Origin of the sequence: Streptomyces achromogenes subsp. achromogenes, assembly GCF_000720835.1 — a bacterium.
Taxonomy (GTDB): Bacteria; Actinomycetota; Actinomycetes; order Streptomycetales; family Streptomycetaceae; genus Streptomyces; species Streptomyces achromogenes.
On the sequence record NZ_JODT01000011.1, the window covers coordinates 1 to 20833 of the forward strand.

Consider the following 20833-nt stretch of genomic DNA (forward strand, 5'->3'; position numbering starts at 1 on the left):
CCGGAGACCACCCACCCGCACCCCCGGAGACCACCCACCGCCTCAGGACGCCCGCGGCACCCCCGTGGACCCCCGCACCATCAACTCCCCGCGCACCGAGGCGATCCCGCCCGGCGGGGGCTCCTCGCGGCCCATCGCGATGCGGCCCGCGCGGGCGCCCGCCTCCGCGAGGGGCAGGCGGACCGTCGTCAGGGACGGGACCGCGTCGATGCTGAAGGGAAGGTCGTCGAAGCCGGCCACCGACACGTCCTCGGGGATGCGCCGCCCGGACTCGCGCAGCGCGGCGCACGCGCCGAGGGCGACGGAGTCGTTCGCGGCCACGATCGCCGTCAGCGACGGATCCCGGCGCAGCAGCTCCAGGGTGGCCTCGTAGCCGGATTGGCGGTCGTAGCGGCCGTACACCGTCCAGCGCGGGTCCTCCTCGACGCCCGCCGCCGCGAGCGCGGCCCGGTGGCCCTCCAGGCGGTGCCGGGTGGTCGTGCGTTCCACGGGCCCGGCGATGTAGCCCAGCCGGCGGTGGCCGAGGCCGAGCAGATGGGCGGTCAGCGCGCGGGCGCCGCCCCGGTTGTCGAAGGTGAGCGCGACGGCGTCGGTGTCCGGCGCCGGCGGGCGCCCGCACAGCACCACCCGGGTCCCGGCGTCCGCGAGCTTCCGCAGCTTCGCCGCCACCGCCGCCGCGTGCGGCGCGTCCTCCACGGCCCCGCCGGTCAGCACCACGGCCGCGGCCCGCTGCCGCTGGAGCAGCGTCAGATAGGTCAGCTCCCGCTCGGGCGACCCGCCGGTGTTGCAGACGACCGCCAGCCGCTCCCCGCCCGCGCGCCCGCCGGGCCCGCCGATCTCGCCCTGGATCGCACCGGCCATGATCCCGAAGAAGGGGTCGGCGATGTCGTTGACGAGGATGCCGACCAGGTCGGAGGTGGCCGCGGCGAGCGCGCTGGCCGGGCCGTTGAGGACGTAGTCCAGTTCGTCCACCGCCCGCAGCACCCGTTCCCGGGTGGCGGCGGCGACCGGGTAGTTGCCGTTCAGTACGCGCGACACCGTCGCGGGGGAGACCTGGGCGCGGGCCGCCACGTCCGCCAGGGTCACGGTCATCTCGTCGTCCTCCGGTCACGCGTCGTGTCGTACGCCCTCGTAGACAGCCAGGGCTGTGTCCTGGTTCCGAGCAGACCTTACGGCCAACGCCCCCCGCTTGTTCGCCCCCTCGAACAACTCGGCCCGGGCGGCGGTCTTGTACAGACCACGTCCAGAGGCTAGCTTCTCACCTTGTAGAAAGCGCTTGCTACACCGGACCGCGAAAGGGACTCACGTGACACGCAAGACGGTGCGAATCGCCATGAACGGCGTGACCGGGCGCATGGGCTACCGCCAGCACCTCGTCCGGTCCATCCTCGCCCTGCGCGAGCAGGGCGGACTCGACCTCGGCGACGGCACCGTGCTGTGGCCCGAACCGATCCTGCTCGGCCGCCGCGAGCACGCCCTGCGGGAGATCGCCGGCCGGCACGGCCTGGAGCACGTCTCCACCGACCTGGACGCCGTCCTCGCGGACCCGTCCGTCGACCTCTACTTCGACTCCCAGGTCACCTCCGCCCGCGAGGAGGCCCTCGCCAAGGCGATCGCGGCCGGCAAGCACGTCTACACCGAGAAGCCCACCGCCACCGGCCTGGACGGCGCGCTCGGGCTGGCCCGCCTCGCCCACGACAAGGGCGTCAAGCACGGCGTCGTCCAGGACAAGATCTTCCTGCCGGGCCTGCTGAAGCTGAAGCGCCTCATCGACGGCGGCTTCTTCGGCCGGATCCTCTCCGTGCGCGGCGAGTTCGGCTACTGGGTCTTCGAGGGCGACTGGCAGCCCGCCCAGCGCCCCTCCTGGAACTACCGCGCCCAGGACGGCGGCGGCATCGTCGTCGACATGTTCCCGCACTGGGAGTACGTGCTGCACGAACTGTTCGGCCGGGTCACGTCCGTCCAGGCGCTGGCCACCACCCACATCCCGCAGCGTTGGGACGAACAGGGCAAGCCCTACGACGCCACCGCGGACGACGCCGCCTACGGCATCTTCGAGCTGGAGGGCGGCGCCATCGCCCAGATCAACTCCTCCTGGGCCGTGCGCGTCCACCGCGACGAACTGGTGGAGTTCCAGGTCGACGGCACGGAAGGCTCGGCCGTGGCCGGCCTGCGCAGCTGCCGCGTCCAGCACCGCAGCGCCACCCCGAAGCCGGTGTGGAACCCGGACATCCCCGCCACCGAGGTCTTCCGCGACCAGTGGCAGGAGGTGCCCGACAACGCCGAGTTCGACAACGGCTTCAAGGCCCAGTGGGAGCTGTTCCTCAAGCACGTCTACGCCGACGCCCCCTACCACTGGGACCTGCTGGCCGGCGCCCGCGGCGTCCAGCTCGCCGAACTGGGCCTGCGGTCCTCCGCCGAGGGCCGCCGCATCGACGTCCCGGAGATCGCGCTGTGACCCTCCACCTCCCCGCCGCCGACGGCACCCTGCGCGCCTACGAACCCCGCACCGAGCCGCTCGCCTTCACGCCCGGCACCCCCTTCACCTCCCGTACGGTCTTCTCGGCGGCGCACGTCGTCGCCGACCCCTTCGCGGACGTCACGCCCGACTCGCCCGCCGCCGTCGACTGGGACGCCACCCTCGCCTTCCGCCGCCACCTGTGGTCCCACGGGCTCGGCGTCGCGGAGGCGATGGACACCGCCCAGCGCGGCATGGGCCTGGACTGGGCGGGCGCGGCCGAACTGATCCGGCGCAGCGCGGCCGAGGCCCGTACCGTGGGCGGCCGGATCGCCTGCGGCGTCGGCACCGACCAACTGCCCGCCGGTACCCTCGCCGAGATCCGCGCGGCCTACGAGGAGCAGCTGGCCGTGGTCGAGGAGGCGGGCGCCCAGGCCATCGTCATGGCCTCCCGCGCCCTGGCCGCCGCCGCCCGCGGCCCCGAGGACTACCTGGAGATCTACGGCCATCTGCTGCGCCAGGCCGCCGAGCCGGTGATCCTGCACTGGCTGGGCCCGATGTTCGACCCGGCCCTGGAGGGTTACTGGGGCTCGTCCGACCTGGACGCGGCCACCGGCACCTTCCTGGAGGTGATCGCCGCCCACCCGGACAAGGTCGACGGCGTCAAGATCTCGCTCCTGGACGCCCGGCGCGAGGTCGACCTCAGGCGCCGCCTCCCGCACGGCGTGCGCTGCTACACCGGCGACGACTTCCACTACCCGGAGCTGATCGCGGGCGACGACCAGGGCTTCAGCCACGCCCTGCTCGGCATCTTCGACCCGCTGGGCCCGCTGGCGGCGCAGGCGGTACGGGTCCTGGACACCGGCGACGTGCCGGGCTTCCGCGCCCTGCTGGACCCCACGGTGGAGCTGTCCCGCCACCTGTTCCAGCCCCCGACCCGCTTCTACAAGACGGGCGTGGTCCTCCTCGCCTGGCTCGCGGGCCACCAGGACCACTTCGCGATGGTCGGCGGCCTGCAGTCGGCCCGCTCCCTCCCACACCTGGCCCGCGCTTACGAACTGGCCGACACCCTGGGCCTGTTCCCCGACCCCAAACTGGCCGAGGAACGCATGAGGACCCTGCTGTCGCTGTACGGAGTGACCCGATGAACCCCGACCTCGCCCGCTTCTCCGTCAACCAGATGACGGTGAAGCAGCTCTCCCTGCCCGAACTGGTCGACGCCTGCGTCCGGTTGGGTGTCAGCAACGTGGGCCTGTGGCGGGAGCCGGTCCAGGCGTACGGCGTGGAGGCGGCGGCCAAGCTGGTCCGGGACGCGGGCCTGACGGTGACGACGCTGTGCCGGGGCGGCTTCCTCACGGCGACCGAACCGGTCGAGCGGATGGAGGCGCTGGGCGACAACCACGCGGCCATCGAGGAGGCCGCCGCGCTCGGCACGGACACCCTGGTCCTGGTCTCCGGCGGCCTCCCGCTGTTCAGCAAGGACCTGCACGGCGCCCGTGAACGCATCGCCGACGCCCTGGCCGTCCTGGCGCCGTACGCGGCCGACCGCGGCGTACGCCTCGCCATCGAGCCCCTGCACCCCATGTACGCGGCCGACCGCTGCGTGGTCTCCACCCTCACCCAGGCCCTGGACCTCGCCGAACGCTTCCCGGCGGACCAGGTCGGGGTGGCCGTGGACACGTACCACATCTGGTGGGACGACCAGGCCCCCGCCCAGATCGCCCGCGCCGGCGCGGCGGGCCGCATCCACACCTTCCAGCTCGCCGACTGGACCACTCCCCTCCCCGAGGGCGTCCTCAACGGCCGCGGCCAGATCGGCGACGGCGCGATCGACATGCGGGAGTGGAAGGGCTACGTCGAGGCGGCCGGCTACACCGGACCCATCGAAGTGGAGCTCTTCAACGAGGGGTTGTGGGCACGGGACGGACGGGAGGTACTGGCGGAGACGGCCGAACGGTTCCTCGCACATGTGATCTGATAAGAGACATGACCGACATGCTGGGTCCGCTGGAGCGGATCGACGGCCGCTGGGTCCTGGGGGACGCCCGGCGGCCGGACGGACCGTGGGTGGAGTTCCGTGCGGAAGGGCTCCACCAGCACGAGCGGGACACCGAGGGATTGCTGGTCCCCTGGTCCAGGATCATGCTGGGCATGCGCGTCACCCTGGGCGTGAAGTACCCGCACCGGGGCAATGGATTCGGCCTGTCCAACGCCCTCCCGGGCCCCTGGAAGGGCCATGGCCACGGCTACCTGCACATGACCCTGCGCCACCCGTACGAGGACTCCACCCTCCGCTTCGCCCTGCACTCCGGCCTCTACAGCCCGACCGAGGTGGTGCTGCTGGAGGAACTGCTGTCTCATGCCGTACGGGAGAAGCGGTTGCCTCGCCTGGCGGACCCGGACGAACTGGCCCGCGTGGTCGCGTACCTGGCTCCGCTGCGACCCCGGACGTTCAAGGCGTACAGCCGGGCGGTGACGGAAGCGTTCGGCCCGCCCGGAGGGTGAGACACGTGGCGTCCAACGTGCCGTTCAGGCGCGGGCCGTCGGTGCGATCTCGTCGAGCAGGGCGCGGACGCGTTGTTCGATCTCGTCGCGGATGGGGCGGACGGCGTCGACGCCCTGGCCGGCCGGGTCGGGGAGGCGCCAGTCGAGGTAGCGCTTGCCGGGGAAGACGGGGCAGGTGTCGCCGCAGCCCATGGTGATGACGACGTCGGAAGCCTGTACGGCTTCCACGGTCAGTACCTTGGGCACCTCGGCGGAGATGTCGATGCCGACCTCGGCGAGCGCTTCGACCACGGCCGGATTGACCATGCCGGCCGGGGCGGAACCCGCGGAGCGCACCTGGACGCGGTCACCGGCGAGGTGGGTGAGGAAGGCGGCGGCCATCTGCGAGCGTCCGGCGTTGTGGACGCAGACGAACAGCACCGACGGTCGCGGCGGGGTGTCAGGCATGGGTGGGCTCTTCCTGTGGTGCGGGGGCGGTCGGGCCGGTGAAGTAGCGGCGCGCGTACAGGGCCACGTGGACGAGTCCGATCAGTGCGGGGACTTCGATGAGCGGTCCGACGACGCCGGCCAGGGCCTGTCCCGAGGCGGCGCCGAAGGTGGCGATGGCGACGGCGATGGCCAGCTCGAAGTTGTTGCCCGCGGCGGTGAAGGCGAGCGTGGTGGCCCGCGGGTGATCGAGGCCGACGGCCCTGCCCAGCAGCATGGACCCGGCCCACATGAGCGCGAAGTAGACCAGCAGCGGCAGCGCGATGCGGGCCACGTCGAACGGCCGGCCGGTGATGGCGTCGCCCTGGAGGGCGAAGAGGACGACGATCGTGAACAGCAGCCCGTACAGGGCGTACGGACCGATGCGCGGGATCAGCTCCGCCTCGTACCAGGCACGGCCCTTGAGCTTCTCGCCGAGGCGGCGGGTCAGGTAGCCGGCCGCGAGCGGGACGCCGAGGAAGACCAGCACGCTGCGGGCGATCTCCCACACGGACACGTCGAGTCCGCTCTGCTCCAGGCCGAGCAGGCCGGGCAGGACCTGGAGGTAGAACCAGCCGAGCGCGGAGAACGCGATCACCTGGAACACGGAGTTGAGCGCGACCAGGACGGCCGCCGCTTCCCGGTGCCCGCGGGCCAGGTCGTTCCAGATGACGACCATGGCGATGCAGCGGGCGAGACCGACGATGATCAGCCCGGTGCGGTACTCGGGCAGGTCCGCCAGGAACAGCCAGGCCAGCGCGAACATGAGGGCCGGGCCGACGATCCAGTTCAGCAGCAGCGAGGGCAGCAGCAGGCGCCGGTCCCGTGTCACGGTGCCGAGCCGGTCGTAGCGGACCTTGGCCAGCACCGGGTACATCATCACGAGCAGGCCCAGCGCGATCGGCAGGGACACCCCGCTGACCGTCACGGCGGCCAGCGCGTCGCCGAGCCCCGGGACCAGGCGGCCCAGGCCGAGGCCCACGGCCATGGCGGCGAGGATCCACACGGCCAGGTAGCGGTCCAGGAACGACAGCCGTCCGGCCACGCTCTGTTCGGGTACGGCGGTGTTCACGAGACGGCACCTGCCCTGACGCGGCGGTCGGGCAGCGGGGTGCCGGCGGGGCGGGTCAGGAGGCCCGCGAGGCGGTCGGTCGTCTCCGGCAGCAGCCGGTAGTACACCCACGTCCCCCGCCGCTCGCAGTCGATCAGACCGGCCTGCCGCAGCAGCTTGAGGTGGTGCGAGATGGTCGGCTGCGACAGGTCGAAGGCCGGGGTCAGGTCACACACGCAGACCTCGCCGCCCGCCTTCGAGGCGATCATCGACAGCAGTCGCAGACGGACCGGATCGCCGAGCGCCTTGAAGACCCTCGCCAGATCGACGGCCTGTTCCTCGTCCAGCGGGGCGGTCAGCAGCCCCGGGCAGCACGTGTCGCCCCCGCCGGTCGCCTCCACCACCACAAGCTCTTGCTTTGACATGCGTCTATGTTGACAGTCTTCGATCCAGCGCGCAATGTTGCATCGACGGACATCAATACAACCGGATGGGAGCACCGCCATGCCTCGCGCTCAGCTCGCCCTGCGTGTCAGCGACCTGGAGGCGTCGATCACCTTCTACGCGAAGCTGTTCGGCACCGAACCGGCCAAGCGGCGCGAGGGGTACGCCAACTTCGCCCTCGCCGAACCCCCGCTCAAGCTCGTCCTCATCGAGGGCGAGCCCGGCCAGGAGACCCGCCTGGACCATCTCGGCATCGAGGTCGAGTCCGCCGGCCAGGTCGCCGCGGCGGCCGGTCGCCTCAAGGACGCCGGCCTGGCCACGTCCGAGGAGAACGACACCTCCTGCTGCTATGCCCTCCAGGACAAGGTCTGGGTCCACGGCCCCGGCCGGGAACCCTGGGAGGTCTACGTGGTCAAGGCCGACGCCGACACCCTCGGCAAGAGTGCCCGGGCCGGGGCGAGCGGCGACGGCTGCTGCCCGGTCCGCTGAGGTTCAGGCGTTGTAGCCGCCGTGGGCGTCCAGCACCGCGCCGGTGACGTACGACGCGGCGGGGCTCGCCAGGAAGGCGATGGCCGCGGCGATCTCGTCGGGGTGCCCCATGCGTTGCAGCGACAGCGAGCCGAGCAGGGCGTTGAGGGTCTCGGGGTCCGGCGGCTGCATGCCGCCCTCCATCAGCCCGGCCTCCACGACGTTGGCCGTGATGTTCCGGGGCCCGAGGTCGCGTGCGACGCCCATGGTGTACCTCTCGATCCCGGCCTTGGTCGCCGCGTAGTCGGCGAGGCCGGGGGCGCCGACCCGGGAGCCGAGGCCGGAACTCACCGTGATGATGCGGCCGCCCGTGCGCAGCACCCGGGAGGCGGCCCGGATGACGGCGATCACGCCGAGGTAGTTGGTGGCGTGCATCCGGTCCAGCGCGGCGGTGTCGGCGTCCGGGTCGTCCACCCTGCGGCCCTGCTCCACCGAGATCGCCGCGTTGTTGACGAGGATGTCCAGCCCGCCCAAGTGCGCGACCACGTCATCGATGAGCGCCGGCGCCCGGCTCGTGTCCGCCTGGTCGGCCTGGAAGGCGACGGCCTTGACTCCCTTGCCTAGTACCTCGTCCACGACAGCCTGCGCCTGCTTCTCGGAGCTGACGTAGGTGAAGGCGACGTCGGCGCCCTGCTCGGCCAGCAGCCGTACGGTCGCGGCTCCCAGTCCGCGCGACCCTCCGGTGACCAGGGCGACCTTGCCCGCGAGTGGCTTGCTCATTCTTCTCACCTCGTTGATCGACTCTTGCCGACAGTCGCAACGCTAATTGTTACGACCGACTGATGCAACTATAGCTGTTACGACTGCCCCGTCGTAACATGAAGCGTTGCGGCCGAGAGGTGAGGGACCCATGAGCGCCAACAGCAGGCTGACCATCGCCGCCCACGCGCTGGCCTGGATCGGCCTCTACCAGCGCCAGGGCCATGAGGTCGCCACCTCCGAGCAGATCGCGACCAGCGCGAACACCAACCCGGTGGTCATCAGGCGACTGCTCGGCGAACTGCGCAGGGCCGGGCTCGTGGAGTCCCGGCGGGGCGTGGGCGCGGGCTGGTCACTGGCGCGCGAACTGGAGTCGATGACCCTGCTCGACGTGTACGAGGCGGTGGAACCCGGCCCGCTGTTCGCCATGCACCGCACCACACCGGACCAGGAATGCGTGGTGGGCCGCGGCATCCAGCCGGCGATGCGGAGCGTCTACGAGGGCATCGAGCAGACCCTGAGGCAGGAACTGGCCCGCGTCACGCTCGCGGACGTACTCCAGGACGTACTCGCGGCACCTCGCTAGCGCTCTGGCCGCGCAGGTGCGCCGGGTTGCGTTCGGAACGGCCTCACGATCTCTCGGACTGCTTCAGCCGCGCCCCAGTCGTCGTCACCGTGCGCGATCGTGCTCAGGAGTTCCCGAAGGTGCAGGACCGGCATGCGTGCCTCCCAGCCGTCCTGGAGTCCGGCGATCTCCCGGTACGCGGCGAAGAAGCGGTCCGCGGCGACCGGGCGCGGCGAGCACCACAGCATGCTGAGGTCGACCTCCGGCCAGGTATAGGACACCGCGGGGTCGATGAGCACCGGGGCGTCGTCACCGGTGGCGACGATGTTCTCCCGCCACAGGTCGCCATGGGTCAGACAGGGGGGCTGGGGCGGGATCAGTTCGGGCAGGGACCCACACAGCCGTTCCAGGGCCCGGCGCTCTTCACGGTCGAACGCGGCCTCGACCAGTGGCTCCGGCAGCCAGCGCAGGATGCGCCGTTCCGCGAAAAACGTGTGGCCGTCCGTCTCCCAGGTGTTGTCCTGACGCATGCGGCCCAGCCGGCCGTCGCGGTGCCAGCCGAACCGCTCCGTGACGGTGGACATGTGCAGGGCGGCGACCATGTGAGCGAGCCGTTCCCAGAAGTGTTCGTGGTCCCGGCGCGGCCGCATTCTTTCGAGTACGAGCAGCCGGGGAGAGACGTACAGCACGTCCGGCGTGTTCACCCCTCCACGGCTGCGGAGCTCGGCCAAGCCGGCGGACTCGACTGCGAATACGTCGGAATCCGGCCCCAGTATGGTCTTCGCGAATGCCTGAGTGCCGTCCTGGAGGGTGACCAGCCCCGCGACGGCGACCACTCCTCCGGCGGCCTCTTCCACGGCTTCCGCCGCATAACCTGCGTCACGGAGCCGCTCGACAAGTATCTCCGGCGTGCCGGGCGGGTTTTGGGACGGTGTGTTCATTACTGGGTGTGTGGGAGCCGGCCCTTCTTGACGGCCGTTACGAACTCCATCCAGCCGTCCAGGGAGAAGAGCACGGCGGGCCCGGTGACGGCCTTGCTGTCACGGACGGGTACGTGAGTGTGGCCGCGGGCGACCTCAAGGCATTCCGATTGGCTGCCGTCGCTGTGGCTGGACTTGTACCAGCCAGTGAGTGTGGACGAGTTGGGGATGGTGCGCTCACTGCTGATCATGTGCGTGTTCCTTCGCGGCGGCTCTGACGAGGGCCAGTGACTCCTGCTGCGACAAGGCGTCGCTCAGCGCCAGAGCGTAGGACGTCTGGCAGGAACTCACCACCGACGGATCATCGATCAGTCGCCCGGTTTCGAACGCGTCGACGTACGCCACTGGAGCGGAATCATCGAAGCTCATCAAAGTGAGCAGGCTCGTCATGAGCGGATGCGCGCCGACCCGGTAGGGAAGGACATGAAGCCGAATCCGCCGTGCCTCGGCCATGTCGGCGATTTTGTGCAGCTGTTCCCCCATGGTGTGAGGGCCACCTACCGGGCGGCGAAGCACGGCCTCGTCGAGCAACGTCCAAATGACAGGAGCTGATGGTCCTTCCAGGATTTCGGCGCGACTCGTTCGAATGACAACCTCCCTGTCAAGCTCCTCGTCTGTGTAGTTGGGGTGGTAGGCCGTGAACACGGCCCGTGCGTAACCCGGTGTCTGAAGCAACCCGGGAACGAGCGTCAGGGCGAACAACTGGATCAGCGAAGCGTGTTGCTCCAGCTCGCGGGCGGCAGCGAAGCGAGGGGCGAAGTACTGGCTCTCCAAATCCTCCAGCCACCTCTCGAAGAACCCATCCGTCCCCAACGCCTGGTCGATCCGACGGGCGTCATCCGGCTTGGGAAGCCGTCTCCCCGCCTCCCAGTGACTGATCAACGTCGGTGAGCAGACCACGATCTCGCTCAGTTGCTCCTGCGTGAGCCCGGCCGCGATGCGCCGCAGCCTCAGCTCCTCCCCGTACTTCTCGCGCGGCGTCTTCGGCCTGCGGACAACGCTCATCCGGCCAACTCCCTTGGTGACAGGCGCAATGTCAACCCCCCGCCCCTGGCAGCGTAGCCACAACCGACCCCACTCTGTGAGGAAATCAGCACACACCGCAGTCACCGCAGGTGAGAAAGCAGGTCGGCATGGTTCGTCTCCTGGCCCGGCTGGTCAGGCCGTCGCGTCGGCGCCGTAGGCCGGTCACAGCTCCGCCGTACACGGACGTGTCCCCGTACTCGTGCCCGTACGTCGGCGCCCCCACCACGTACCGCAGGGGCGAGGCTCCCCTGCGCGGGGAGGACAGCCCGCTGGTCCGCCCGTATCTCGACCTGGTGGAGACCTACGCATGAACGACCGGACGTACGACGACCCGCCGGCGGACGGGCGCCTGCTGCCCTGGACCGGTGACGGGGGCAAGCCCTGCTACGTGCTGGGCGACGGCACGGGCTACGTGTCCCGGCTCGCGGACGAGATCGAGAGCGTGCAGCTCGGGATGGCCGGCGAGCTGATCGACCACGCGGCCGAGCTGCTCGCGGAGCACCGGCTGACGGACCTGGAACTGCACTACCTGGCGCGGCGGTTGGCCGAATCCCTGCGGGAGGTCACGCGGGTCGCGGTGAGCAGGGGAGCGCGGTTGTCGAGCGGCGGTTGAGGATGGCGGGGCCGCCTGTCCCTGATCCAGAATGACCTGATGGTCACGCTGGAGACTCCCCGTTTGGTCCTGCGCCGCTGGCGCGAGGAGGACGTCGAGCCCATGGCCGCCGTCAACGCCGACCCCGAGGTCATGCGGTGGATCCGTGACGGCAGCGTCCTCGATGAACAGCAGACGCGCGACAAGGTCCGCGCCTGGGACGAGGGATGGGAGACACGGGGCTTCGGCCTGTTCGCCGTGGAGGTCCGGGCCACCGGCGAACTGGCCGGGTTCACCGGTTTTTCGGTGCCCGACTTCCTGCCGGAGGTACTGCCGGCGGTCGAGGTCGGCTGGCGGCTGGGACGTGCCCACTGGGGGCAGGGCCTGGCCACCGAGGCCGGCGCGGCCGCCGTGCGGTTCGGCTTCGGAGAACTGGGACTGGAGCGGATCCTCAGCATCGTCCAGGTGGGCAACGAGGCATCCGAACGGATCACGGCGAAACTGGGGATGCGCCTGGAGCGGGAGACCGTGACCCCCGCCGGCGGCCGGCGGGTCAGGGTCTTCGAGCTGTCGTCGGAGCGGTACGCCCGCACCCGGTGAGCCGCTCGCCGGGGCGACGCCTACCGCACGACGGCCAGGACGAGGGACGCGGCGGCCAGGGCCAGGTAGGCCCCGGGAAAGGCGATGTCGTCGTACACGCGGGCACGGATGTGCGCGGCGACGGCGCCGACGAAGAACAGGACGAGCCCCGTCGCGGCGGCGACGCCGATGAACGGGACACCCGCCAGCCCGAGGAGGAGACCGGCGGCTCCGGCGGCCTTGAGCGTGGCGAGCCACGGGAGCCAGGTGCGCGGGACGCCGACCTCGGCCGAGTTGGCGAGGACGAACCCGGCTCCGAGGAAGTCCGCGACGGCGATTCCGGCGTTGGCCAGGAGGGTGATCGCGGTGGTGATCGCGTAGGCGGTGTACATGGGCCACGTCTTTCGGTCGAGCGCATCGTGAGTCCGGCGAGCCCGGTAAGCCCCCCACGACCAGCCTCTGCGAGCCCCTGAGCGGTGTCCAATACCTGTCTCCATAACCTGGAGGCATGGATGTGGACCTGCGGCTGCTGCGCTGCTTCGTCGCCGTGGCGGAGGAGGGCACCCTCACCCGCGCCGCGGAACGGCTGTTCGTGTCCCAGCCGGCGCTCACCAAGCAGATCAGGCAACTGGAGACCCGGCTCGGAGTACGGCTGTTCACGCGGTCCCGCACCGGCATGGCCCTCACGGAACCGGGCCGCACCCTGGCGGAGCGAGCGCCCGCCCTGCTGGCCGGCTGGGACCAGGCGCTGCGGGAGACCAGGAGCGCCGCCCGCCGGGCCGCCCGCTCGCTGCGGGTCGGCTTCCTGGCCAGCGCCGCCAACGAGGCGACCCCGCGCATCATCACGGAGTTCACCCGGCGCCGGCCGGGCTGGCGGGTGGAGATGCGGCAGGCCACCTGGTCGAACCCGAGCGCCGGGCTCGCCGACGGGGAGGTGGACGCGGCCCTGCTGCGGCTGCCCCTCACCGGCCAGGACGCGCTGCGGACAGCGGTCCTGTTCACCGAGCCCCGCTGGGTCGCCCTCCCCGAGGGGCACCCTCTCGCCGCGCGCGACACGATCCCCTTCCGGGACCTGTGGGACGAGCCGTTCGTGGCCGCCCCGCCCGAGACCGGCCGGTGGCGGGACCACTGGCTCGCCGCCGACGAGCGCGAGGGCCACCCGGTCCGGATCGGCGCCGTCACCGACCAGCCGGACGACTGGCTCAGCGCCATCGCCAACGGCTACGGCATCGCCCTCGCCCCCGCGTCCGCCGCCCGCTTCTACGCCCGCCCCGGCATCACCTACCGCCCCGTCACCGGCGTCAGCCCCAGCCGGGTCGCGGTCGCCTGGGCCGCCGCCCACGACGCCGATCCCGTCGTCCAGGACTTCGTCCGCTGCTGCCTGGACGGACCGTGGACGGAGGACGGCGCCGGCTGATCACCCGGCCGGCGCCGTCACCTCAGAAGAACACCCCCGCAGCTCAGAAGAACACCCCGCACCGCAGCAGCACGTTCGCGTACGGGCGTGCCTCCCCGGTCCGCACGATCAGCCGGGCGCCGCACGAGAGGTCCTTCAGGCGCTCGTGCGGCACGTAGGCCAGATCAGGGAGGCGGCTCTCCAGCAGGGCCGTCGCCGCCGGGTTGGCCGTGCGGACCTCCTCCGCCGCCGTGGCGCCCTCCACCACCAGCTCCGCCAGCAGTCCGTCCAGGACCTCGGCGAAGGACGGCACCCCGGCGCGGAACGCCAGGTCCACCACCCGGGGCCCGTCGGGTATCGGCATGCCCGCGTCGCACACCAGCACCCCGTGCCCGTGCCCGAGTCCGGCCAGCGCCCCGGACAGGTGCCGGTTCAGGATCCCCGCCTTCTTCACCGCGCGTCACCCCCCAGCGCCTCGACCTCCGCCGCCGTCGGGTACGACTCCTGCGCGCCCCGCCGCGTGACGGCCGCCGCGCCCACCCGGGCCGCGTACGCCGCCGCCTCCGCCAGGCCCGCGCCCGCACCCAGCCGCCAGGCCAGCGCGGCGGTGAACGCGTCGCCCGCGCCCGTCGTGTCCACCGCGTCCACCTTCACCGACGGCACCAGGGCCGTCCCCGAGCCGTCGCACACCAGCGCCCCGCGCGCGCCCAGCGTCACCACCACCGAGCGCGGCCCCTTGGCCAGCAGCAGCCGGGCCCAGTCCGCCGGGTCGTCGCCCACCCGGGCGTCCCCGAGGATCACCCGGGCCTCGTGCTCGTTGACGATCAGCGGGTCACAGGCCGCCAGCACCTCCGTGGGCAGCTCGCGCGGCGGGGACGGGTTCAGCACGAAGCGGCTGCCCGGCGCCAGGTTCCGCACCACCTCCACGACCGTCTCCAGCGGGATCTCCAGCTGCGCCGACACCACCCGGGAGGCGTGGAACAGGCTCGTGGCCGTCCGGACGTCCTCCGGCCGCAGCCGCCCGTTGGCGCCCGGCGACACCACGATGCTGTTGTCCCCGGACGGGTCCACGGTGATCAGCGCCACGCCCGTCGGGGCGCCGCCGACCAGCACCCCCACCGTGTCCACCCCGGCCGCGCGCAGGGAGTCGAGCAGCAGCCGGCCGTGGCCGTCGTCGCCCACCCGCGCCAGCAGGGCCGTACGGGCTTCCAGGCGGGCCGCCGCGACGGCCTGGTTGGCGCCCTTGCCGCCCGGGTGCACGGCCAGATCGCCGCCGAGCACCGTCTCGCCCGCGGCCGGCCGCCGCTCGACGCCGATCACCAGGTCCGCGTTGGCCGAACCCACGACCAGCAGGTCGTAGTCGTACATCAGTTGACTCCCCTGACTCCCCTGAGAGATGACCCCGGCGGGCCGCCCCGGAGCAACTCCCCGGGGCGGCCCGCCCGCTGTGGTCCGTCAGCCGGTGAAACCGGCCACGTTGTCCTTCGTGACCACCTTCACCGGCACCTTCACCGTCGGCGCCACCTTCTCGCCCCGGACCGCCTTCAGGGCGTTGTCCACGGCGATCCGGCCCAGCTGCGAGGGCTGCTGGGCGACCGACGCGTACAGCGTGCCGCCCTTGACCGCCGTCAGTCCGTCCGGGGTGCCGTCGAAGCCGACGACCTGCACCGACTTGCCCGCCTTGGAGCCGAGCGCCTTGATCGCGCCGAGCGCCATCTCGTCGTTGGCGGCGATGACGCCCTGCACGTCCGGGTGGGCCTGGAGCAGGTTCGACATCACGTCCAGCCCCTTGGTGCGGTCGAAGTCGGCGGGCTGCTGGGCCAGCACCCGGATGCCCGGGTAGGCCTTCAGGCCCTTGGCGAACCCGGCCGCCCGCTCACGCGCCGCCGAGGTGCCCGCCTGCCCCTGGAGGATGACGATCTTCCCGGTGCCGCCCAGCTTCTCGGCGACGGTCTTCGCGGCCAGCTCACCGCCGGCGACGTTGTCGGAGGCCACCAGGGTGGCCACCGAGGCGTGGTTGACGCCCCGGTCCACGGCGACGACGGGGATGTCCGCCTTGCCGGCGGCCTTCACCGAGTTGCCCGCCGCGTCCGAGTCCACCGGGTTGACGATGATCCCGTCCAGGCTGGTGCTGGTGAAGTTCTGCAGCTGGTTGGCCTGCTGGGAGGCGTCGTTCTGGGCGTCGGTGACGGTCAGGTCCACGCCCAGCTTCTTCGCCTCGGCCTGCGCGCCGGACCGGATCTGCACGAAGAACGGGTTGTTCAGGGTGGACAGGGACAAGCCCAGCCGCGGGTTCGCCGACGACGACGAACCGCCGTGCAGCAGCGAGGTCGCGCCGACCACGGCCACGGTGACCACCGCCGCCAGCCCGTACGTCACCGCCTGCTTGCCCTTCGGCCCGCCCGCACCGGCGGCCACCGGGACGGCACCGGCCTTGCGGCGCACGGTGTCCAGCAGCACCGCCAGCGCGATCACCACACCGATGACGACCTGCTGCCAGAACGCGGAGACGGACAGCAGGTTCAGCCCGTTCCTGAGCACCGCCAGGATCAGCGCGCCGATCAGCGTGCCGGACGCCTTGCCGGTGCCGCCCGCCAGCGAGGCACCGCCGATGACGACGGCGGCGATGGCGTCCAGCTCGTAGCCGTCGGCGGCCTGCGGCTGCGCCGAGGACAGCCGGGCGGCCAGCACCACGCCCGCGACGGCGGCGAACAGCCCGGACAGGGCGTAGATCGCGAGCTTCTGCCGCTTGACCCGGAGGCCCGACAGCCGCGCGGCCTCCTCGTTGCCGCCGATCGCGTACATGGACCGGCCGATGTACGTCCGCCCGAGCACGACGGCGGCGACGACCCCCATCACCACCATGACCAGCACCGGCACCGGCAGCCAGCCGCCGAGGGTGTCCCCGAGGTGGGAGACCGAGCCGGGGAACGCGATGGGCGAGCCCTGCGAGATCACCAGCGCCAGACCGCGGCCCACCGACAGCATGGCCAGCGTCGCGATGAACGGCGGCAGCTTGCCGTAGGCGATGAGGAAACCGTTCACCAGACCGGCGACGACACCCGTGGCGACAGCCAGGACCACCGCGAGCGCGACCGGCACCCCGTGCGAGGTGGCGCTCCAGCCCAGCATGGTCGCCGACAGCGCGGCCACCGACCCCACGGACAGGTCGATGCCCGCGGAGACGATCACGAACGTCACACCGAAGGCGAGGACGGCCGTCACGGCCGCCTGCACGCCGATGTTCAGCAGGTTGTCCGTGGTCAGGAAGTCCCCCGACAGCGCCGACAGGGCGATGACGAGGACGATCAGCGCGGTGAGCGCGCCGTTGTCGAGCAGCAGCCGGCGCAGGCCGCCCGGGGCGCCACTCGCGCCCGGCCGGCTCTTGAGCGTGTCAGTGGCCACGGGTGGCCTCCTTCTGGGTCTTCTCGGTCTTCTCGGTGACGGGGGTGGAGACGGCGAGGGACATCACCGCGTCCTGCGTGGCCTGCTCGGCGGTCAGCTCGCCGGCGATCCGGCCCTGGGCCATCACCAGCACCCGGTCGCTCATGCCGAGCACCTCCGGCAAATCGCTGGAGATCATCAGCACGGCGGCACCGGCGGCCGTCAGTTCGTTGATCAGCTGGTAGATCTCGACCTTGGCGCCGACGTCGATCCCGCGCGTCGGCTCGTCGAGGATCAGCACCTTGGTGTCGGCCAGCAGCCACTTGCCGATGACGACCTTCTGCTGGTTGCCGCCGGACAGCGTCCGCACCGACTGCCCGAGGCCCGCCATGCGCACCCCGAGCTGCCCGGCGATCCGCTCGGCGGCGGCATGCTGGCCCTTGCGGTCCACGAGCCCCGCCCGGGTGGCCGCGCGCAGCGTCACCAGCCCCAGGTTCTCCTCGACGGAGGCGTCCAGCACCAGCCCCTGCCCCTTGCGGTCCTCCGGCACGAGCCCGATCCCGGCGTCCATGGCGGCGTTCACGTCGTGCCGCCGCAGCTCGGTGCCCGAGACCCGGACGACCCCGCGGTCATAGGGATCGGCGCCGAACACGGCCCGCACGACCTCGGTCCGCCCGGCACCCACCAGCCCCGCGATGCCGACGACCTCACCGGCGTGCACCTCGAAGCTCACGTCGTGGAAGACGCCGTCCCGGCCCAGCCCCTCCACGGACAGCAGCGGGGCGCCCTTCCCGGCCCGCTCCCGCGGGTACTGCTGCTCGATGGACCGCCCCACCATCAGCCGGACGAGCTCGTCCTCGGGGGTGGAGGCGGGCACCTGCCCGACGCTCCTGCCGTCCCGGATGACGGTGACCCGGTCGCCCAGGGCGCCGATCTCCTCCAGGTGGTGGGTGATGAACACGATGCCCACCCCGTCGGCGCGCAGCCCCCGCACGATGGCGAAGAGCTTCTCCACCTCCTCCGAGGTGAGCACGGCGGTCGGCTCGTCCATGATGAGCACCCGCGCGTTCAGGCTGAGCGCCTTGGCGATCTCGACCATCTGGAGCCGGGCGATCCCCAGTTCCCGCACCCGCGCCCGGGGCGAGACATCGACCCCGACCCGCTTCAGCAGGGTTGCGGCGTCGTCGTCCATCCGCTTCCGGTCGATCAGACCGAAGCGGCGCGGCTGCCGCCCCAGGAAGATGTTCTCGGCGACGGTCAGATCGGGCACCAGGTTGAACTCCTGGTAGATGGTGGCGATCCCGAGCCGTTCGGCGTCCTGCGCCCCGTGGACGCGCACCTCCTCACCGCCCACGAGAATCCGGCCGGCGTCGGGGGTGTAGGCGCCGGAGAGCATCTTGATCAGCGTGCTCTTGCCGGCCCCGTTCTCACCGAGCAGCACATGGACCTCGCCCCGGCGCAGATCGAAGTCGACGCCGTCGAGCGCGACCACGCCGGGGAAGGTCTTCCGTATGCCCTCGATGCGCAGCAACTCGTCCGGGTTGCTCACGTCGTGCTCCTTTGCACTGGGGAGGGGGTGGGGGGCTCACCGCACGAGCGGCGTACGACGAGCCGGGCGGGCAGCGTGACGGAGCGCGGGGTGCGCCCCTCGATCCGGTCGACCAGCGCGCGTACGGCGGCCCGCCCCAGCTCACCGGTGGGCTGGGCGATCGCGGTGACCGGCGGATCGGTGTGCACGAACCACGGGATGTCGTCGAACGCGGCCAGCGCCAGATCGTCGGGCACCCGCAGCCCACGGGCGCGTACGGCGTCCAGCGCGCCGAGCGCCATCAGGTTGTCGGCGGCGAAGACGACGTCGGGCGGCTCCGGCAGATCGAGGAACCCCTCGGTGACCCGCCGCCCGCTCTCGGCCTGGAAGTCGCCCTGGCCTATATAGGCGTCGGGCAGCGGCAGCCCGTACTCGGCGAGGGCGGCCCGGAAGGCCTCGACGCGCTCACTGCCGGTGGTGGTGGCGGCGGGCCCGGCGATGATGGCGAGCCGCCGGTGCCCGAGCCCGTACAGATGCGCCACGAGATCCCGCACGGCGGCCCGCCCGTCGGCCCGTACGACGGGGACGTCCACGCCGGGGATCCACCGGTCGACGAACACCATCGGGGTCCCGGCCCGAATGGCGTCCAGCATGAGCGGCGACCCGCCGTCGGTGGGGGAGACGAGCAGCCCGTCGATCCGCCGGTCCAGCAGGTTCCGCACGTGATGGTCCTGAAGTTCGGGCCGCTCGTCGGCGTTCCCGATGATGACGCTGTACCCGAGCGCCCGGGCCTCTTCCTCGACGGACCGCGCCAGCTCGGTGAAGTAAGGATTCAGCACGTCACTGATGACGAGCCCGAGCGTGTGGGTCTGGTCGGTCCGCAAGGACCGCGCGACGGCGTTCGGCCGGTACCCGAGGGCGGCCACGGCGGCCAGCACCCGTTCCCGGGCGTCGGCGCTGACGGACGGATGGCCGTTCAGCACGCGTGACACGGTGGCCACGGAGACCCCCGCCGAAGCGGCCACATCCTTGATGCTCGCCATCGCCGGCTCCACCTCCTCGTGGAATCGATTACATCCCTGCGGTAGGAGGATTGGAATCGATTACATGGGGCGGGAGCAAGAGGCCGAGGGTGGCCGAAACCCAATCGTGACCGTGGAGGCCGGCGCGGCGGGGGCCGACCGGCACCGGCGGGCCCCGCCGGGGACCGCCGGCGGGCACGCAGGGGGAGTGGACGCGCACGCGGGCGGAGGGGTGGACGCACACACGGACGAAATGACAGAAATGAAAAAACGCTCTACGTAACGTTTTCCAGGAGCCGCGTTCACTCATTTGCCGCGCATCTGGAGGAGAGGGGGTGCCGTTAGCCCGAATATGACGACGACGAGGTTCCACGGCCTGCTTCACCGGGACACGGGCAAGGATAGCCGGTCGACGGGCGGTTTGCTGACATTCAGTCCAACATTGCACCCATCCGGCGGAGCCGTCCCGCAGGAGGTCGAGGCACTGCTCGGCGAATTCCTCGTGCTGCTGGAGGCGGTCCAGAGGGAACTCGACGAGAGATGGAGCGCTCAGGAGAAAACGGACTGCCACTTGGACCGCGTCTGACGGGGGGTTTCCTATGAATCACGAATACGCGGGTTCCTCTTTCGTGCGCCGCGAATGGTACGCGGACGCGGCCCCGTACCCGACGGACGACGTGCTGGTACCGCCGGACGCCTACTGGGACCCGGCGGCAGAACTGGCCAGCCTTTTGGGCGCTGCTCCCACCGAGCAGACGGTCACGGTCCCGCCGCCCCGCGCCGAGACCGCACCCGGCGCCCACTTCGCGGACCCGAAGGAGAAACTGGCGCGGATCGCCGGGCAGTTCTCCCCGGGCCGGAATTCCCCTGCCGGAGCGGCACACCGGAAGAGGCGCGTCCAGAGAAATCACATCAAGTGGATGCGGGCCGGCAGCTTTGTGATCGCCGCGTTCGTGTCCGTCCTCGTGGCGATGGTCAGCGTATTCGGCGGAATGGCGGCCTACGGCCCGCTGCGGAACGCGACCCCGGGCGTGAACGGCGGAATGATCGCCTGGTGGCCCCTTCTCGTGTACGGCCCGTGGATGGCGGCGTCTCTCTCCATCCTGCGCAATGCCCTGCACCAGCGCAGGGCCGTGCACTCGTGGTGCATCGTCGTGCTGTTCTCCTCGGTCGCGATGATCCTGTGCGTGGCCCAGGCGGACCGAACCGTCACCGGCATCGCCGGCGCCGCGCTTCCCGCGTTCGCGTCCCTGGCCTGTTTCCAGCAACTGATCCGCCAGATCACCCTGACGCTGCCCCAGAGCCAGGAAAAACCCCGCCACGGCAGATAACGCGGAACCGTTCCACCGGCCACACCCCGTCCAGTCCAGGTTGCCCTCCCCACCCCCGCCTTCTGGACCACCCATTCCAAAAGCAGGGACCGGAACCCGCACGAGAGGCCAAGCCGGTCACCAGCCCCCACCACCGCAAGCCGCCAAACACCCCGGCACGCCGACAACACGCGACCGCGCCCCACCCACCACCCGAAAGCCGCTTGGCAAACCCGGCGTGCAGGCGAGACGCGACCGCGCACCATCCACCGCCCCGGTAGCCGCCAAACGCCCCCGGCGT

General features: G+C 71.4%; 26 protein-coding genes. 12 read left to right on the forward strand and 14 right to left on the reverse strand.

Annotation, left to right across the window (positions count from 1 at the left end):
* Nucleotides 1-42 precede the first annotated feature (42 nt).
* Nucleotides 43-1092 (reverse strand): LacI family DNA-binding transcriptional regulator, encoded by a 1050-nt coding sequence (locus IH25_RS0112765; RefSeq protein WP_030607762.1) that lies wholly within the window; start codon nt 1090-1092, stop codon nt 43-45.
* Between the two features lie 214 nt (nt 1093-1306).
* On the opposite strand from IH25_RS0112765, the gene IH25_RS0112770 reads away from it, so the two are divergent.
* Genes IH25_RS0112770 through IH25_RS0112785 form a run of 4 tightly spaced genes read left to right on the forward strand, consistent with a single transcriptional unit; the run spans nt 1307 to nt 4963 of the window.
* Complete coding sequence (locus IH25_RS0112770; RefSeq protein ID WP_030607765.1) at nt 1307-2458, forward strand: Gfo/Idh/MocA family protein; 1152 nt, start codon at nt 1307-1309, stop codon at nt 2456-2458.
* Complete coding sequence (locus tag IH25_RS0112775; RefSeq protein ID WP_030607769.1) at nt 2455-3606, forward strand: dihydrodipicolinate synthase family protein; 1152 nt, start codon at nt 2455-2457, stop codon at nt 3604-3606. Before IH25_RS0112770 ends, IH25_RS0112775 begins: the two co-directional genes overlap by 4 nt.
* The gene (locus tag IH25_RS0112780; protein WP_030607772.1) at nt 3603-4436 is read left to right on the forward strand and encodes a sugar phosphate isomerase/epimerase family protein; all 834 of its coding nucleotides are present in this window, start codon (nt 3603-3605) and stop codon (nt 4434-4436) included. Before IH25_RS0112775 ends, IH25_RS0112780 begins: the two co-directional genes overlap by 4 nt.
* 8 nt (nt 4437-4444) lie before the next feature.
* Nucleotides 4445-4963 carry a hypothetical protein gene (locus IH25_RS0112785; RefSeq protein ID WP_245172776.1) on the forward strand — a complete coding sequence of 173 codons (519 nt, stop codon included), beginning with the start codon at nt 4445-4447 and terminating at the stop codon, nt 4961-4963.
* Nucleotides 4964-4987: 24 nt separating this feature from the next.
* On the opposite strand, the gene IH25_RS0112790 is transcribed toward IH25_RS0112785, so the two are convergent.
* Genes IH25_RS0112790 through IH25_RS0112800 form a run of 3 tightly spaced genes read right to left on the reverse strand, consistent with a single transcriptional unit; the run spans nt 4988 to nt 6904 of the window.
* Nucleotides 4988-5410 (reverse strand): arsenate reductase ArsC, encoded by a 423-nt coding sequence (locus tag IH25_RS0112790; protein ID WP_030607778.1) that lies wholly within the window; start codon nt 5408-5410, stop codon nt 4988-4990.
* A complete protein-coding gene (gene arsB, locus IH25_RS0112795; protein ID WP_030607781.1) occupies nt 5403-6500 on the reverse strand; it encodes an ACR3 family arsenite efflux transporter in 1098 nt (365 codons plus the stop codon). Before arsB ends, IH25_RS0112790 begins: the two co-directional genes overlap by 8 nt.
* A complete protein-coding gene (locus tag IH25_RS0112800) occupies nt 6497-6904 on the reverse strand; it encodes an ArsR/SmtB family transcription factor (RefSeq protein ID WP_030607783.1) in 408 nt (135 codons plus the stop codon). The genes arsB and IH25_RS0112800 overlap by 4 nt, the downstream gene beginning before the upstream one ends.
* Before the next feature lie 79 nt (nt 6905-6983).
* Here IH25_RS0112800 and IH25_RS0112805 point away from each other — a divergent pair, with 79 nt between their 5' ends.
* Entirely contained in the window at nt 6984-7412 is a 429-nt protein-coding gene (locus tag IH25_RS0112805) for an ArsI/CadI family heavy metal resistance metalloenzyme (RefSeq protein WP_037654854.1), read from the forward strand.
* Nucleotides 7413-7415: 3 nt separating this feature from the next.
* On the opposite strand, the gene IH25_RS0112810 is transcribed toward IH25_RS0112805, so the two are convergent.
* On the reverse strand, nt 7416-8171 hold the full coding sequence (locus IH25_RS0112810; RefSeq protein WP_030607790.1) for an SDR family NAD(P)-dependent oxidoreductase: 756 nt from the start codon (nt 8169-8171) through the stop codon (nt 7416-7418).
* Nucleotides 8172-8301: 130 nt separating this feature from the next.
* Between IH25_RS0112810 and IH25_RS0112815 the strand changes: the two genes are divergently transcribed.
* Complete coding sequence (locus tag IH25_RS0112815; RefSeq protein WP_030607793.1) at nt 8302-8736, forward strand: Rrf2 family transcriptional regulator; 435 nt, start codon at nt 8302-8304, stop codon at nt 8734-8736.
* Here the strand turns inward: IH25_RS0112815 and IH25_RS0112820 are convergent.
* From IH25_RS0112820 to IH25_RS0112830, 3 genes are read right to left on the reverse strand one after another with little or no spacing between them, the layout of a single operon-like run.
* Complete coding sequence (locus tag IH25_RS0112820; protein WP_030607796.1) at nt 8733-9656, reverse strand: fructosamine kinase family protein; 924 nt, start codon at nt 9654-9656, stop codon at nt 8733-8735. The genes IH25_RS0112815 and IH25_RS0112820 overlap by 4 nt on opposite strands.
* Nucleotides 9656-9886 (reverse strand): DUF397 domain-containing protein, encoded by a 231-nt coding sequence (locus tag IH25_RS0112825; RefSeq protein WP_030607799.1) that lies wholly within the window; start codon nt 9884-9886, stop codon nt 9656-9658. Before IH25_RS0112825 ends, IH25_RS0112820 begins: the two co-directional genes overlap by 1 nt.
* Nucleotides 9873-10700 (reverse strand): helix-turn-helix domain-containing protein, encoded by an 828-nt coding sequence (locus IH25_RS0112830; RefSeq protein ID WP_030607803.1) that lies wholly within the window; start codon nt 10698-10700, stop codon nt 9873-9875. The genes IH25_RS0112825 and IH25_RS0112830 overlap by 14 nt, the downstream gene beginning before the upstream one ends.
* A 206-nt stretch (nt 10701-10906) precedes the next feature.
* Here IH25_RS0112830 and IH25_RS42815 point away from each other — a divergent pair, with 206 nt between their 5' ends.
* From IH25_RS42815 to IH25_RS0112845, 3 genes are read left to right on the forward strand one after another with little or no spacing between them, the layout of a single operon-like run.
* Nucleotides 10907-11032, forward strand: coding sequence for a hypothetical protein (locus tag IH25_RS42815; protein ID WP_280842479.1), 126 nt, complete (start codon nt 10907-10909; stop codon nt 11030-11032).
* Entirely contained in the window at nt 11029-11334 is a 306-nt protein-coding gene (locus IH25_RS0112840; protein ID WP_051753907.1) for a hypothetical protein, read from the forward strand. Before IH25_RS42815 ends, IH25_RS0112840 begins: the two co-directional genes overlap by 4 nt.
* A gap of 39 nt (nt 11335-11373) precedes the next feature.
* Complete coding sequence (locus tag IH25_RS0112845; protein WP_030607812.1) at nt 11374-11913, forward strand: GNAT family N-acetyltransferase; 540 nt, start codon at nt 11374-11376, stop codon at nt 11911-11913.
* A gap of 20 nt (nt 11914-11933) precedes the next feature.
* Here the strand turns inward: IH25_RS0112845 and IH25_RS0112850 are convergent, their stop codons facing one another.
* On the reverse strand, nt 11934-12284 hold the full coding sequence (locus IH25_RS0112850) for a DoxX family protein (RefSeq protein WP_030607815.1): 351 nt from the start codon (nt 12282-12284) through the stop codon (nt 11934-11936).
* A gap of 116 nt (nt 12285-12400) precedes the next feature.
* On the opposite strand from IH25_RS0112850, the gene IH25_RS0112855 reads away from it, so the two are divergent.
* The gene (locus IH25_RS0112855) at nt 12401-13309 is read left to right on the forward strand and encodes a LysR family transcriptional regulator (RefSeq protein ID WP_030607817.1); all 909 of its coding nucleotides are present in this window, start codon (nt 12401-12403) and stop codon (nt 13307-13309) included.
* A gap of 43 nt (nt 13310-13352) precedes the next feature.
* Here IH25_RS0112855 and rbsD read toward each other — a convergent pair whose 3' ends face one another.
* From rbsD to IH25_RS0112880, 5 genes are all read right to left on the reverse strand, one after another.
* Nucleotides 13353-13742, reverse strand: coding sequence for a D-ribose pyranase (rbsD, locus tag IH25_RS0112860; RefSeq protein ID WP_030607820.1), 390 nt, complete (start codon nt 13740-13742; stop codon nt 13353-13355).
* Nucleotides 13739-14656 carry a ribokinase gene (locus tag IH25_RS0112865; protein WP_030607823.1) on the reverse strand — a complete coding sequence of 306 codons (918 nt, stop codon included), beginning with the start codon at nt 14654-14656 and terminating at the stop codon, nt 13739-13741. Before IH25_RS0112865 ends, rbsD begins: the two co-directional genes overlap by 4 nt.
* An 87-nt stretch (nt 14657-14743) precedes the next feature.
* On the reverse strand, nt 14744-16693 hold the full coding sequence (locus tag IH25_RS0112870; RefSeq protein WP_030607826.1) for an ABC transporter permease/substrate-binding protein: 1950 nt from the start codon (nt 16691-16693) through the stop codon (nt 14744-14746).
* The gene (locus IH25_RS0112875; RefSeq protein WP_030607829.1) at nt 16683-18221 is read right to left on the reverse strand and encodes a sugar ABC transporter ATP-binding protein; all 1539 of its coding nucleotides are present in this window, start codon (nt 18219-18221) and stop codon (nt 16683-16685) included. The genes IH25_RS0112870 and IH25_RS0112875 overlap by 11 nt, the downstream gene beginning before the upstream one ends.
* Nucleotides 18218-19243 (reverse strand): LacI family DNA-binding transcriptional regulator, encoded by a 1026-nt coding sequence (locus IH25_RS0112880; RefSeq protein ID WP_030607832.1) that lies wholly within the window; start codon nt 19241-19243, stop codon nt 18218-18220. The genes IH25_RS0112875 and IH25_RS0112880 overlap by 4 nt, the downstream gene beginning before the upstream one ends.
* 421 nt (nt 19244-19664) lie before the next feature.
* On the opposite strand from IH25_RS0112880, the gene IH25_RS41170 reads away from it, so the two are divergent.
* Both IH25_RS41170 and IH25_RS0112890 read left to right on the forward strand, forming a co-directional pair.
* The gene (locus IH25_RS41170; protein ID WP_157846967.1) at nt 19665-19808 is read left to right on the forward strand and encodes a hypothetical protein; all 144 of its coding nucleotides are present in this window, start codon (nt 19665-19667) and stop codon (nt 19806-19808) included.
* Nucleotides 19809-19821: 13 nt separating this feature from the next.
* On the forward strand, nt 19822-20553 hold the full coding sequence (locus IH25_RS0112890; RefSeq protein WP_030607839.1) for a hypothetical protein: 732 nt from the start codon (nt 19822-19824) through the stop codon (nt 20551-20553).
* The last annotated feature ends 280 nt before the right edge of the window (nt 20554-20833 follow it).